This is a genomic window from Rhodoferax sp. (assembly GCF_037143375.1).
Classification (GTDB): domain Bacteria; phylum Pseudomonadota; class Gammaproteobacteria; order Burkholderiales; family Burkholderiaceae_C; genus Rhodoferax.
Map to the genome: position 1 here is coordinate 41,071 of NZ_JBAWYV010000006.1, position 12,211 is coordinate 53,281.

Here is a 12,211-nt window from a genome sequence, read left to right on the forward strand (position 1 = left end):
AAATTTACCTTGATTGAAGAAGTTCTAAAACAGAGATTCGGTAAGCCCCCAGCGTCGGCAAACCCGCCGCCGCCAGGGACACGCCCAGCGCCAGGCACGGCACCACCCACAACTCAACAGGCCAGACCACACCGCCGATCAGCAGGGAGTTATCGAGTTGCAGCAACCAGCCGATCAGCGCGGCCAGTGCCTGACCACCGGCCAAGCCCAACAGGGTTGCCAAAACGCCCAGCCACAGCGCTTCGGCCAGCAACAGGGTCGCCACCCGTGAAGGCGGCGCGCCCAGCATGCGTAGGAGCGCCAGATCGGCGCGGCGTTCCCTCACCGCACTCAAAAGCGCAATAAAAACACTCAGACCTGCCGTCAACAACAACACCCCGGCGAAGGCGCGCAGCACGTCAGTGCCGATGCCCAGCATGCTCAGGAGCCGGGTGATTTCCAGCGCCGGGGCAGCGGCCTGCAACTCGGTGCTGGTATTGATGAAGCGCGGAAAACTCATCGCCGCCAGCGGCGTTTTGTAGCGGATCAGCGCCATCGTGACCTCGCGCTCGTCTTCCATGATCTGACGGTCTTCGGCGTCTTGCGCCGTGTAGTCCTCGTGCACCTTCCAGACCGAGGCGGTGTCCGTCAATATCAGTCGGTCGAGCACGCTGCCACCGGGCGCCAGAATGCCGGTGACTGCGTACACGCTGTCGCCATGCGCATGTCCTCCCGCGCCCAGACCGTGCGAACCCACAAACGTGTTGCCCAGCGCCAGCCCCAGTTTTTTGGCGGCCGTGGCACCCAGCACCACCTGCATCGGCGCATCCCACACACGTCCCTGCGCCAAGGTGGCCTGGTAGTGCGTGAGGTAGTCATGCGAGGTGCCGACGATGCGAAAACCACGGAAGTTATCCCCTAGGCTGATAGGAATCACGCTCGCCACCATCGGGTGCTTTTCAAGCTCTCGCACGGCTTTGAGCGGCACATTGCCCGGTGGCACATCAATATGAAACACGCCCGACATGATCAGTTGCATGGGGCTGCCTTTGGCGCCTACCACCACATCAATACCCGCCAGGTCGCGCTCAAACGCCTTGTTGAGTTGATGGCTGACCAACAGCAAAAAAGTGATGGAGGCCAGACCCAGGCTCAGCAGCAATAAGTTTAAAGCAGCACCCAAGGGCCGCGACCACAGGTAGCGCCAGGCAAGTGACATCGTCTTCATAAAGCGCTCAATGGGTTGGATGGACGCACCAGTTTCAGGGAATGAAAGCGGGCTTGGCCCTGTTCATCTGTTGGTATTAATTTCGCCACCCGAGCATCGTGTGTGGCGATGACCAAGGTGGCGCCATGTTGCTTTGCCGTGCGCAGGAGCAAACCCACTGCATCAGCTGCGGCTTCGTCGTCCAGACTGGCGGTGGGCTCATCCGCCAGAATCACGCGCGGCGCCAACAACACAGCCCGCGCCAGTGCCACCCGCTGCGCCTGACCGCCTGATAGCTGCGCCGGTTTGCGCAGCGCCAGGTCGTGTACCCCGAGCGCTTGCAGGGCTGCCTTGATGCGTGCCGGGTCTTCAGGCTGGCCACTGGCCCAAAAACTCAATGCCAGGTTCTGTTGCACGGTAAGTGCGGCGCTCAGGTGAAGTTTTTGAGGTAAAAATCCTATAGCCCCCGCGCGCCATGCGTCAGCAGCTACATTATTCAGAGCACCAAGCGCTTGATTCGCCACCGTCAAGTCACCTGTCGAGGGAAGCACCAAGCCAGCAATCAGCGCCAGCCAGGTCGATTTTCCGCAGCCCGAGGGTCCACTGAGTAACAGCACAGCACCTTGGGTCACGTCCACATCCGGAAAACTTAAGGCTGGTCCATTGGGGTAGTGGTAGCTAAGTTGGCGGGTGCGAATCACGCTGGGGCACCCGTCGACGCGCTGGCACCGTTGGCGCAATCCACGCACACCCCACGCACGGCGAAGTCCAGACTCATACCCTGGTAGCCCAAGGATTTCAACGCCTCGATGGCGTTTTGCGCGGCGCGCTCAAGGTCCACCGCATTGGCCTTGAGCGCGCTGCTCAATGGGCTGTCACGGTGGCAACTCTGGCATTCAAAGTGCGGCATGGCTTGCACGCTGGCGGGCATGGCCTGGTAGCGGCGCACCCGGTTGGCATCCACCCGGCACAGCAAAAGGCCAACTTGCGTGAGCCGGTCAATCAGGCGGTACAGCGTCACACGGTCAAGCGCTTCGGCGCTGTCGCCACTCAGGGCCGCCTGCAACTGCGCATGGGTGTAACTGGTCTCGGGGTGGGCCAGCAGCCAGCCCAGCACCAACCGAGCGGCACTGGTGCGGCGAAGACCGTGGGCGGACAGCAGCGCATCAATTGGGTCCGCATGGGTGTCTTCGTGCCGCGGGTGGGTGGCTTGGGTTGTAGGTTTGAAGGACGCCATAAGAATCTATTATTTACTGCAATTTAGTTGCATTAGAAGTGAAACGCAATCGAGTTGCGATAGACTATACCGCAATCAAGTTGCATTATTACCTTGAAAAAACGCGACCACACACGCTTTACACAATAAATCCTATGAGCCGACACACCACCAACACCCCCATTTATGCCCGCAGTGTGCTGGCCTGGCCAGCTTGGCTGCGCGTGCTGGTGGTGATGCCGGTATTGGTGCTGTTATGGCTGGCAGTGTGGTGGGCGAGTGTGGAGGGCGCGCCACTGTGATTAAGCTGCAGAACCTGACTGTGAGCTACCGTCACCACCCTGCCCTGCACCACATTAGCGGGCAGTTTGTGTCGGGATCGTTAACCGCTGTGATGGGTGCCAATGGCTCAGGCAAAAGCACCTTGCTAAAAAGCATCGCCGGACTTCTGGCCATCGACGGCGGCCACACCAGCGGGGCGCTGACCGTCAACACCCAACGCATGGCTTACCTGCCGCAGCTCAGCGAGATTGATCGGGGCTTTCCGATTGATGTACGAGACTGCGTACTTTTTGGTTTATGGCACAGCACCGGCGCGTTTGGCCGTGTCAGCGACACCCTCGTGAAGCGCGTGGACGCCGCCCTGCACGCCGTAGGGCTGCAGGGTTTTGAGGGTCGCGCTTTGGGCACACTGTCCGCCGGGCAGCTGCAACGGGTGATGTTTGCCCGTCTCATGGTGCAGGATGCAGAACTCATTTTGCTGGACGAGCCCTTTAATGCGGTGGACGCCAAAACCACCGCGAGCCTGCTGACGCTGGTACAGCAATGGCACCTTGAGGGCCGCACCGTGATTGCCGTGCTGCACGACGACGCGCAGGTGCGCCAATACTTTCCGCAAACGCTGCTGCTGGCACGCGAACGGGTGGGCTGGGGGCTGACCGCCGAAGTCTTGACCGAGGCCAACTTGCAACGCGCCCGCGACATGGCCGAAGCTTGGGATGAATCGGCACAGGTATGCGAGATCGACGCCGACCTGTCCCAACAGAACGTAACAGCCCACGCAGCACATCTGCCCCATTCGGCACACTGAAAGCAAAGCGATGGAAGCACTTTTTTATGCCGGGTGGGACTGGGTAGTCGGCCCGTTTGCCGAGTTTGCCTTCATGCGCCGAGCGCTGGTGGCGACCCTGGCGTTATCGATCAGCGCGGCACCGCTGGGCGTGTTTTTAACGCTGCGGCGCATGAGTTTGCTGGGCGATGCGCTCAGCCATGCGGTGCTACCAGGTGTCGCCATTGGCTATATGTTGGCGGGTCTGTCGCTACCGGCCATGGCGTTGGGGGGTGTCATGGCGGGTCTGCTGGTGGCTGGCCTCGCTGGCTTGGTGAGCAAGTTCACCACGCTCAAGGAAGATGCCAGCCTGGCCGCCATCTATTTGGTGGCGCTGGCACTGGGGGTGACGCTCATTTCCGGCCACGGCACCCAGTTGGACTTGCTGCATATTTTGTTTGGCAGCGCCTTGGGCGTGGACGAGGCGGGCCTGCTGTTGGTGACCGGGGTGGCCACCGTCAGCGTCCTGTTGCTGGCGCTGTTGTACCGCGGGCTGGTGCTGGAAACCTTTGACCCCATTTTTCTGAACGCCAACCGCCGCACCGGTTGGGGCAGTTGGGTGTGGCAGCAAGGTTTTTTGATGCTGGTGGTGGTGAACCTAGTGGCGGGCTTTCAAACCCTGGGCACGCTCATGGCGGTAGGACTGATGATGATCCCCGCCGTATCGGCCCGCTTGTGGCACGACACGCTGCCCGCGCAATTGCTCAACGCCAGTGGGCAGGCCGCCATCGCTGGCGCGAGTGGGCTGCTGCTGTCTTACCACTTTGATACCCCCTCGGGCCCCACCATCATCGGCTGCGCGGGTGCGCTTTACATGACGTCACTTCTGGTCGCACCCGGAGGCTGGCTACCGCGATGGTGGAGTACCCCGCACCGGGTGGCTTGAGTCACTTCGCACGTTTTTAACGATTAAACATACCAAGGTCTCACCATGCACCCGACTCTCCGCCTCATTCTGGCAAGCAGCATCGTCCTGGCGTTTTTAGCCAATGGCAACGTTTGCGCCGCCGACAAAATTCCGGTCACCGCCAGCTTCAGCATTTTGGGCGACCTGGTGCGCGTGGTTGGGGGCGACCGTGTGACGTTGACCACGCTGGTCGGCCCGGACGAAGACGCCCACGCTTTCGAGCCCAAGCCCGCCGATGCCAAGGTGATCCTTCACACCAAACTATGGGTCACCAATGGCCTGGGGTTCGAACCATGGGCCGACAAACTGGCTAAATCAGCAAGCTACAAGGGCGCGTCCGTCCTGACGTCCAAGGGCGTGAAAGCGCGTGCCTCAGATCCCCATGCCTGGCAAAACCCGAATAACGTGGTGATTTATGTGCGCAACATCGCCGCCAGCCTGACCCAACTCGATGCCAGCGGCGCTGTTACTTACCAGGCCAACGCCGATGCCTATGTGAAAGAACTGCAATCAATGGACGCTTGGGCCATCGAGCAGTTTGCAGCCATCCCGCTGAACAAACGCAAGGTGATTACCTCGCATGACGCGTTTGGCTACTTCGCAGCGCACTACAAAATCAAATTTTTAGCGCCTCAAGGCGTGAACACCGAGGCCGAGCCCAGCGCCAAGCAGGTGGCTCAACTCATCCGACAAATCAAGACCGAAAAAATCAGGGCGGTGTTCATTGAAAACATGCAAAACCCCAAGCTAATGGCCCAACTTAGTCAAGATGCGGGTGCCACAGTAGGAGCCAGTCTGTATTCAGATGCCTTGTCAACCGCTGACCAGCCAGGCGCGACCTATCTGAAAATGATGCACCACAACGTGACGCAACTGGCGACCGGGATGAGGCTGAACTGAGACGTCTTTTGCTATAAGTAAAGTAGCTGCTCACGCTTGTATCACATGGGCTAGAGCCACTATTTACTTAAAAAACCCAAGCTTCCAAGTTGCAGGTCGCTGTGGGTGACTGAATGAGTGGCCAGCCGTCTACCAGGCTGGCGTTGCAGTGGCTGCTGGCGTCGGGGGTGGCGCGGGCAACCAGACGCCGCTGGCGGCATAGACCGCCACACCGGCCAGACAAAGTGACACGATCAACGCCACCCAACCGCCACCGGTGGCCGATGTCGCTTGAGCCGCCTTATCCGTCTCTTTCCAGCCCGTCACCATGGGCTTGACCAGATTGTCTTTTTTGACGAAGGCGTAATAAGCAATCGCCGCCAGGTGCAGAGCAATCAGCAGATAAATGAGATTGGAGGCCCAATGATGCAGGCCGGTCAGCAGGTTGCTCCTGTCCTTGCTGACCAGCTCGAACAAGGGGCCAACAAATGAAATATCGTCGTTAGCGAACAAACCGCTGGCCAGTTGAAATGACAGCAAACCCAGCAAACCCAACACCGACAACGCACCCAATGGGTTGTGCCCGACACCACTCCACTCACCCCGCAGGTACATTTTGACTTTGGCCGGCGTTGGTAAAAACTGGGTGAATCTGGCGTAAGTCGAACCCATCACGCCCCAGACCAAACGAAAAACGACCAGACCAACGATAACCAGTCCAATGCGCCCATGCCAGTCCATGAGGTTGCCCCCCAACTGAGCACTGATGAGGGCGACTGCGACGCTAAGCGCCAGCAACCAGTGAAACAAACGGGTCGGCAGATCCCAAAGGCGAAAACGTGGGCGGCTCATACGGGTTGAATCGTCGGTTTAAAGTTTGCTCTTGAAATCGTCATGGCAGCCCTTGCAGGTACTGCCCAATTTGCCGAGTTGGACTTTGGTGGCAGCGGCATCACCCGCAGCGGCCACAGTGACCATTTCGTTGGCTTCCTTGGTCAAATTCATGGCTGCCTTGCCGATTTTTTCTTTCTCGGTCCAGATTTCAGGCTTGGCGCGGGTTTTTTCCCAGCCGGTGCCTTTGTCAGTGCCTGGCAAGTAAAGTGCACCCATGCCGGAAGTGGCCACCATCTGAATTGCGTTGGCCGCCTTGATGACTTCGTCCTTGTTGTAAGTACCTTCAACACTGGCCTTGATGCGGGCCATGTTCCAGGCCATGAAGCCGTAACCGGATTGACGCCATTTGATGGCATCTTCTGGCTTGACCTGTGCCGAAGCAGTGCCAACCAGCGTGACAGCGAGCAGGGCGAGAATAATTTTTGATTTCATGAAGGACAACTTTCAAGATGTTAAATAAGCGCCCACTATAGCGACGTTAGCCGGTCTTCGTCTGTGCGACATCCAACCCATCAAGAACTGCCGACTAAACTCAAACTGTATTTTCCTTACGTGCTGCCGGAGTCCGCTTTTTTGTCCACCTCGCATCTTTTTCTAGCCCTGTCTGTGGTGTTTGTCTGGGGCACCAACTTTGTCGTGATTCGCTGGGGTCTGGATGGCTTGCCGCCTTTTTTATTTGCCACGCTGCGCTTCAGTTTTTCGGCTCTTCCCTGGCTGCTGTTCATCAAGCGGCCCGCCGTGCCCTGGCACAAACTGGCCGCGTTTGGCGTGCTGCTGGGCGTGGGGCAGTTTGCCTTGCTGTTTCTGGCCATGCGCGCCGATATTTCTCCCGGGCTGGCTTCGCTGGTCATTCAAGTGCAGGTGTTTTTCACCATCGGGCTGGCACTCATCACGCTGGGTGAGCGGGTGCGGGGCTATCAAATGGCCGGGCTGATGCTGGCGGTGGCCGGGTTGGTAGTGATCGCCACGCATCTGGACGCCACCCTTACGTTAAAAGGTCTGGCGCTGGTGCTGTCTGCCGCCTTTTTCTGGGCGTGCGCCAACATGGTGGTCAAAACCGTGGGGCGTGTCGATATGCTGGGTTTCATGGTCTGGACCAGCCTGTTTGCCGTGCCGCCCTTGTTCGCCTTGTCCTGGTGGCTGGAAGGCCCGGCGCTGATGGCGGAAAGCGTGCAGCAAGCCAGTATGAGCGTTTGGGCCTGCGTGGTGTGGCAGGCGATCGGCAACACCTTGTTTGGCTACGGCGCGTGGAACTGGTTGCTGGCCCGCCACCCGGCCGCCACCGTGACGCCGATGGCGCTGCTGGTGCCGGTGTTTGGCATGGGTGCCTCAGCCCTGTCACTGGGCGAACCGCTGCCTCTGTGGAAACTGGCCGCCGGGGCGCTGGTGCTGTGTGGCTTGGTGGTGATTGTGGTGTGGCCACGCTGGCGTTCCGCCCTGGTACGGGTTGAAGCGGCCTAAGCCCCCGCGCTTTTTTTACCGACTTGAGGACTCTGCCATCGAACCTTTGACTCTATCTCCAGCGCCTGTATTGCAGGTTCAAGGGCTGCGCTTTTCGTACCCGCAATGTGCACTTTTCAGCGATTTCAGTGCCTGCATCTCGCCGGGAGTCACCTTGATTAGGGGTGGCGACGGCTGTGGCAAGACCACGCTGCTGCGCCTTTTGGCCGGCGAGTTGCCAGCCGCTACCGGACAATTGCAGATCAACGGTATTCGTCTGGCCGACGCCGCCCTCGCCTACCAGCAACAGGTATTTTGGGCAGACCCGCGATCCGAGGCGTTTGAGCAAATCAGCGCGCTGGCTTACTTTGAATCGGTGCGCCCTCGTTACACCGGGTTTGATGATGTGCTGCTGGACCACCTCATTGATGGTTTGTCTCTGGCGCCGTTCCTGGAGAAGCCACTATTCATGCTCTCCACCGGGTCAAAACGCAAAGTGTGGTTGGCGGCAGCCTTGGCCAGCGGAGCGGCCGTCACTTTACTGGACGAGCCTTTTGCCGCGCTGGACAAGTCCTCAATTCGTTTTCTACTGGAACTGCTGGAAGACGCCAGCACCCACCCGACTCGCGCCTGGGTGATCGCCGCTTACGAGGCGCCGGGCCACGTGCCGCTGGCCTTGGACATTGAACTGCCCGACCGCGATTAGAAAATCCGTGGTCAGGCCTTTTGCAAGCGGGCAAACGTCTTTCTGAATTTGGCGACTTTAGGCGCCGCCACCGCCATGCAGTAACCCTGCCCCGGGTTGTTGGCAAAAAAGTCCTGGTGGTAGTGCTCCGCAGCCGAGTAGTTGGTCAATGGCAGCACTTCGGTCACGATCGGACGGTTGTAAACACCACTTTGCGTCATTTCCTGAATCAGGTCATGCGCCACGCTCGCTTGCTCGGGCGATGACACATAAATGCCGCTGCGGTATTGCGTGCCGCTGTCGTTGCCTTGGCGGTTCAGCGTCGTGGAATCATGAATGACGAAGAAAATCTCGAGCAACTCGCGCACGCTGACCTGAGCCGGATCGAACACCAGTTTGACCACCTCGTTGTGTCCCGTGCTGCCGGTGCAAACCTGCTCGTAACTCGGGTTCACCGTGTGGCCGTTGCAGTAACCACTTTCCACATCGACCACGCCACGCACCTGTACATAAACCGCCTCGGTGCACCAAAAACAACCACCCCCAAGGGTGAGTGTTTGCAGAGAATCTGTCATTCAAAATCTCCTTTTAAATTTATAAGTCGTTTAAGACCTTTTAATCTTACGCGGCACCTTTTGAAAACTGACTCGGGGCTTGTGATGTCAATGGACCTGTCATTGCTATTGCAGTCCAGATTAGGACAAATGAGAAACCGCTTGAATTGACAGTCAATTTCGCAGAAGCTACATTTAATAACCAGCCAGTCATTAATTTCATGCCTACTTCCGCACCGATTTTCAAGCCACTGCCAAAAGCCCCTGCAAAGCATGCCCGCCGCAAGGACGCTCGACCCGCCGAGTTGTTGGATGCGGCCTTGAATCTGTTTGTAGAAAAAGGCTTTGCAGCCACCCGGGTCGAAGAAGTGGCCAAACTGGCGGGCGTCTCCAAAGGCACCTTGTTTCTGTATTTTTCAAGCAAAGAAGAATTGTTCAAAGCCGTGGTGCGCGAGAATATTTCGGGTCGTTTTGCCGAGTGGAATGCCGAGTTCGCAAGTTTTGAAGGCAGCTCAGCCGACATGCTGCGTTACTGCCTGACCTCCTGGTGGCAGCGGATCGGATCAACCCGGGCCGCAGGCATTACCAAGCTCATGCTGTGCGAGGGGCACAACTTTCCGGAACTGGCAAATTTTTATGAACAGGAAGTGACCATTCCCGGCCATGCTTTGATTCAGCGCGTCTTGCAACTGGGTGTGGACCGGGGCGAATTTCGCCCAATGGACATGAAATATGGGGTTTATACCGTGCTGGCACCCATGCTGTTTCTGGCGATGTGGAAACACTCGCCGGGCGCTTGTTGTGATCCCAAAGCGCAACTGGTGCCAGAAGACTACCTGGCACTGCAAATTCAAACCTTACTCAGTGGTCTGTGCGCGAAATCCAGCGGTGACAAGGGCGCGGCCGAGTAAAATTTTACATAATCAGTTAACATACCCCCTGGAGTACCCGAATGAATATTGAACAAGCCCGCTTCAACATGATCGAACAGCAAATTCGTCCTTGGAACGTTTTGGATGCTGACGTGCTTCACCTGCTGTCTGTGGTGAAACGTGAAGATTTTGTGCCGCTGGCGCACAAGGCACTGGCTTTTGTGGACATGGAAATTCCCCTGGGACACGGCCAAATGATGCTCGCACCCCGGCTTGAAGCCCGCATGCTGCAAGATGTCGCTGTGCACAAACACGAAAAAGTGCTCGAAATTGGTACCGGTTCCGGTTACATGGCAGCGCTGTTGGCGCACCGGGCCCAGAGCGTGATCACACTTGAAATCAACCCTGAACTGGCCGCACTAGCGCGTACCAACCTGAAAAAAGCTGGCATTCACAACGCTGAAGTCCGCGTGGCCGATGGCGCAACGGTCGCTCCGAAAGAAGGCCCGTTTGATGTGATCGTGCTGAGTGGCTCGGTGGCCGAAGTGCCGCCCATCCTGCTCGCGCAACTCAAGGTTGGTGGCCGTTTGATCGCCATTGTGGGCGACGAACCCACGATGTGCGCCACGCTGATCAAGCGCACTGGCGAAGCCAATTTCGTCACCAGCAAGCCTTGGGACACCGTGGCACCACGCCTATTAAATTTCCCTGAACACTCTAACTTTACTTTTTAAAAACCATGATTTCTCAAATTCGTCCCGCACAACTGTCTGAATGGCTGGAAACAGCCCGCACCCACGGCGCACCGGTTGTGCTCGATGTGCGTGAACCCTCTGAATTGCGGGTCGCCAGTATCAAAGCCGACGGATTTGAGTTGATCACCATTCCCATGGGCGTCATTCCGCCCCGCCTGAACGAACTTGACCCCGAGCAACCGATTGCCTGCCTTTGCCACCACGGCGCCCGCAGCATGCAGGTCGCCTCATTTTTGAAAGCCCGGGGATTTGCCCACGTGGCCAATATCTCCGGCGGCATCAACGCCTGGTCGTCAGAACTTGACCCCACCGTTCCCAGGTATTGAGCGCAGCTTTTGCCTCGCGCTCCCCTGATGCCGCAACGTTTTGTTGCTTTCTTGAATAAGGCCCCCATGAAAAATCTTCGACTCATACCCCTGTTAATTGCCATCAGCGCGTCACTCGCCCTGCCCGTGCAGGCGCAAAGCTTGGTGAACTTGTACGAGTCAGCGCGGGGCTTTGATGCGACTTATCTGTCAGCCAGGTCTTTCTATGACGCCACACTGGCCAAGTCAGACCAAGCAAAGGCGGCAATTTTGCCAACGGTGGGGCTGGCAGCAGGTGCAACGGTCACCAACCTGGATAGCACTTTGGGGGCACTGCCTAAACCGACTTATGGCACCCAAACCGCCACGCTCAGCGCCATGCAACCGCTTTACCGTCCCGCCAACTGGGCGAGTTATGAGCAGGGCAAAAAACTGATTGATCTGGCCCAAGCCCAACTGAGCAGCGCCGATCAGGATTTGATTGTTCGCGTCAGCCAGGCTTACTTCGACGTACTGTCTTCCAAAGACAGCCTGACCTTTGTCAAGGCGCAAAAAGAAGCGGTTGCCGAACAACTGGCCTCGGCCAAGCGCAACTTTGAAGTCGGCACTGCCACTATCACCGACACGCGCGAAGCGCAAGCCCGGTACGACTTGGTGATTGCGCAAGAAATTGCGGCCGAAAACGACGTTCGGGTCAAACAAATTGCGCTTGACCAACTGGTCGGTAAAAATGACACGCAACCCAAAGGATTAATCCAACCGCTGGCCCTGCCAGCCCTGTTGCCCAACGATGTCAACACCTGGGTTCTTCAGTCTGAAACCGGTCACCCCAGCATTCAGCAAGCACAAGTCGGGCTGGATGTGGCGCAACTCGAAACCCAAAAAGCCCAGGCTGGCCACAAGCCCACACTGGATTTGACGGCTGGTTACAACATCACGCAAAACAACGGCTCAGCGTCCTTGGCAAATGACTACCGCACCAACTCTGCCAGCATCGGTCTGGCCTTTAACCTGCCCTTGTTTGCCGGTTTTTCGATTCAGAACCGCATCAAGGAAACCATCGCTTTAGAAGACAAGGCGCGCAACGACCTCGAAGGCGCCAAACGTGCCGTCGCGCAATCCACCCGCACCGCCTTCTTTGGCGTTCAATCGGGCCAAGGCCAAGTCAAGGCGCTGGAAGCCGCTGAAGCCTCCAGCCAAAGTGCCTTGGACGCCAACAAGCTGGGCTACCAAGTGGGCGTGCGCATCAACATCGACGTGCTCAACTCGCAAAGCCAGTTATTCCAGACCAAGCGCGATCTGGCCAAAGCCCGCTACGACGTGTTGGTGGGTGGCTTGCGTTTGCGCCAGGCCAACGGCACGCTCAAGGCCGATGACTTACAAGGCGTCAACGCCCTGCTGGTCAAGTAA

General features: G+C 57.9%; 16 protein-coding genes. 10 read left to right on the forward strand and 6 right to left on the reverse strand.

All coding sequences use genetic code 11. The features are described from left to right. Nucleotides 1-4: 4 nt before the first annotated feature. Genes WCG50_RS02045 through WCG50_RS02055 form a run of 3 tightly spaced genes read right to left on the reverse strand, consistent with a single transcriptional unit; the run spans nt 5 to nt 2,423 of the window. Complete coding sequence (locus WCG50_RS02045; protein WP_336897895.1) at nt 5-1,207, reverse strand: FtsX-like permease family protein; 1,203 nt, start codon at nt 1,205-1,207, stop codon at nt 5-7. Beyond that, nucleotides 1,204-1,887: an ATP-binding cassette domain-containing protein gene (locus WCG50_RS02050; RefSeq protein ID WP_336897896.1), complete on the reverse strand. Its 684-nt coding sequence runs from the start codon at nt 1,885-1,887 to the stop codon at nt 1,204-1,206. The genes WCG50_RS02045 and WCG50_RS02050 overlap by 4 nt, the downstream gene beginning before the upstream one ends. Next, the gene (locus WCG50_RS02055) at nt 1,884-2,423 is read right to left on the reverse strand and encodes a Fur family transcriptional regulator (protein ID WP_336897897.1); all 540 of its coding nucleotides are present in this window, start codon (nt 2,421-2,423) and stop codon (nt 1,884-1,886) included. Before WCG50_RS02055 ends, WCG50_RS02050 begins: the two co-directional genes overlap by 4 nt. A gap of 134 nt (nt 2,424-2,557) precedes the next feature. Here WCG50_RS02055 and WCG50_RS02060 point away from each other — a divergent pair, with 134 nt between their 5' ends. Genes WCG50_RS02060 through WCG50_RS02075 form a run of 4 tightly spaced genes read left to right on the forward strand, consistent with a single transcriptional unit; the run spans nt 2,558 to nt 5,317 of the window. Then, nucleotides 2,558-2,704 carry a hypothetical protein gene (locus WCG50_RS02060; RefSeq protein WP_336897898.1) on the forward strand — a complete coding sequence of 49 codons (147 nt, stop codon included), beginning with the start codon at nt 2,558-2,560 and terminating at the stop codon, nt 2,702-2,704. Further along, the gene (locus WCG50_RS02065; RefSeq protein WP_336897899.1) at nt 2,701-3,492 is read left to right on the forward strand and encodes a metal ABC transporter ATP-binding protein; all 792 of its coding nucleotides are present in this window, start codon (nt 2,701-2,703) and stop codon (nt 3,490-3,492) included. Before WCG50_RS02060 ends, WCG50_RS02065 begins: the two co-directional genes overlap by 4 nt. Before the next feature lie 10 nt (nt 3,493-3,502). Continuing rightward, complete coding sequence (locus WCG50_RS02070; protein WP_336897900.1) at nt 3,503-4,396, forward strand: metal ABC transporter permease; 894 nt, start codon at nt 3,503-3,505, stop codon at nt 4,394-4,396. 45 nt (nt 4,397-4,441) lie between these two features. Next, nucleotides 4,442-5,317: a zinc ABC transporter substrate-binding protein gene (locus WCG50_RS02075; RefSeq protein WP_336897901.1), complete on the forward strand. Its 876-nt coding sequence runs from the start codon at nt 4,442-4,444 to the stop codon at nt 5,315-5,317. A gap of 129 nt (nt 5,318-5,446) precedes the next feature. Here WCG50_RS02075 and WCG50_RS02080 read toward each other — a convergent pair whose 3' ends face one another. Both WCG50_RS02080 and WCG50_RS02085 read right to left on the reverse strand, forming a co-directional pair. Further along, the gene (locus WCG50_RS02080; protein ID WP_336897902.1) at nt 5,447-6,148 is read right to left on the reverse strand and encodes a cytochrome b/b6 domain-containing protein; all 702 of its coding nucleotides are present in this window, start codon (nt 6,146-6,148) and stop codon (nt 5,447-5,449) included. Between the two features lie 18 nt (nt 6,149-6,166). Next, nucleotides 6,167-6,622, reverse strand: coding sequence for a cytochrome c (locus WCG50_RS02085; protein WP_336897903.1), 456 nt, complete (start codon nt 6,620-6,622; stop codon nt 6,167-6,169). A gap of 141 nt (nt 6,623-6,763) precedes the next feature. Here WCG50_RS02085 and WCG50_RS02090 point away from each other — a divergent pair, with 141 nt between their 5' ends. Continuing rightward, nucleotides 6,764-7,651: an EamA family transporter gene (locus WCG50_RS02090; protein ID WP_336897923.1), complete on the forward strand. Its 888-nt coding sequence runs from the start codon at nt 6,764-6,766 to the stop codon at nt 7,649-7,651. A 46-nt stretch (nt 7,652-7,697) separates the two neighbouring features. After that, nucleotides 7,698-8,336 carry an ATP-binding cassette domain-containing protein gene (locus WCG50_RS02095; protein WP_336897904.1) on the forward strand — a complete coding sequence of 213 codons (639 nt, stop codon included), beginning with the start codon at nt 7,698-7,700 and terminating at the stop codon, nt 8,334-8,336. 11 nt (nt 8,337-8,347) lie between these two features. Here the strand turns inward: WCG50_RS02095 and msrA are convergent, their stop codons facing one another. Beyond that, a complete protein-coding gene (gene msrA / locus WCG50_RS02100; protein WP_336897905.1) occupies nt 8,348-8,890 on the reverse strand; it encodes a peptide-methionine (S)-S-oxide reductase MsrA in 543 nt (180 codons plus the stop codon). Between the two features lie 200 nt (nt 8,891-9,090). Between msrA and WCG50_RS02105 the strand changes: the two genes are divergently transcribed. The 4 genes from WCG50_RS02105 to WCG50_RS02120 all read left to right on the forward strand — a co-directional run bounded on the left by WCG50_RS02105 (nt 9,091) and on the right by WCG50_RS02120 (nt 12,211). Then, a complete protein-coding gene (locus WCG50_RS02105) occupies nt 9,091-9,780 on the forward strand; it encodes a TetR/AcrR family transcriptional regulator (RefSeq protein WP_336897906.1) in 690 nt (229 codons plus the stop codon). A gap of 41 nt (nt 9,781-9,821) precedes the next feature. Then, entirely contained in the window at nt 9,822-10,475 is a 654-nt protein-coding gene (locus WCG50_RS02110) for a protein-L-isoaspartate O-methyltransferase (RefSeq protein WP_336897907.1), read from the forward strand. Nucleotides 10,476-10,480: 5 nt separating this feature from the next. Continuing rightward, nucleotides 10,481-10,822: a rhodanese-like domain-containing protein gene (locus WCG50_RS02115; protein ID WP_336897908.1), complete on the forward strand. Its 342-nt coding sequence runs from the start codon at nt 10,481-10,483 to the stop codon at nt 10,820-10,822. A gap of 66 nt (nt 10,823-10,888) precedes the next feature. Beyond that, nucleotides 10,889-12,211 (forward strand): TolC family outer membrane protein, encoded by a 1,323-nt coding sequence (locus WCG50_RS02120; protein WP_336897909.1) that lies wholly within the window; start codon nt 10,889-10,891, stop codon nt 12,209-12,211.

What these genes read in the sequence shown, in the direction of transcription:
- WCG50_RS02045 (WP_336897895.1), bottom strand. Translation starts at nt 1,207, where the DNA reads ATGAAGACGATGTCACTTGCCTGGCGCTACCTGTGGTCGCGGCCCTTG.
- WCG50_RS02055 (WP_336897897.1), bottom strand. Translation starts at nt 2,423, where the DNA reads ATGGCGTCCTTCAAACCTACAACCCAAGCCACCCACCCGCGGCACGAA.
- WCG50_RS02060 (WP_336897898.1), top strand. Translation starts at nt 2,558, where the DNA reads ATGAGCCGACACACCACCAACACCCCCATTTATGCCCGCAGTGTGCTG.
- WCG50_RS02070 (WP_336897900.1), top strand. Translation starts at nt 3,503, where the DNA reads ATGGAAGCACTTTTTTATGCCGGGTGGGACTGGGTAGTCGGCCCGTTT.
- WCG50_RS02075 (WP_336897901.1), top strand. Translation starts at nt 4,442, where the DNA reads ATGCACCCGACTCTCCGCCTCATTCTGGCAAGCAGCATCGTCCTGGCG.
- WCG50_RS02080 (WP_336897902.1), bottom strand. Translation starts at nt 6,148, where the DNA reads ATGAGCCGCCCACGTTTTCGCCTTTGGGATCTGCCGACCCGTTTGTTT.
- WCG50_RS02085 (WP_336897903.1), bottom strand. Translation starts at nt 6,622, where the DNA reads ATGAAATCAAAAATTATTCTCGCCCTGCTCGCTGTCACGCTGGTTGGC.
- msrA (WP_336897905.1), bottom strand. Translation starts at nt 8,890, where the DNA reads ATGACAGATTCTCTGCAAACACTCACCCTTGGGGGTGGTTGTTTTTGG.
- WCG50_RS02105 (WP_336897906.1), top strand. Translation starts at nt 9,091, where the DNA reads ATGCCTACTTCCGCACCGATTTTCAAGCCACTGCCAAAAGCCCCTGCA.
- WCG50_RS02110 (WP_336897907.1), top strand. Translation starts at nt 9,822, where the DNA reads ATGAATATTGAACAAGCCCGCTTCAACATGATCGAACAGCAAATTCGT.
- WCG50_RS02115 (WP_336897908.1), top strand. Translation starts at nt 10,481, where the DNA reads ATGATTTCTCAAATTCGTCCCGCACAACTGTCTGAATGGCTGGAAACA.
- WCG50_RS02120 (WP_336897909.1), top strand. Translation starts at nt 10,889, where the DNA reads ATGAAAAATCTTCGACTCATACCCCTGTTAATTGCCATCAGCGCGTCA.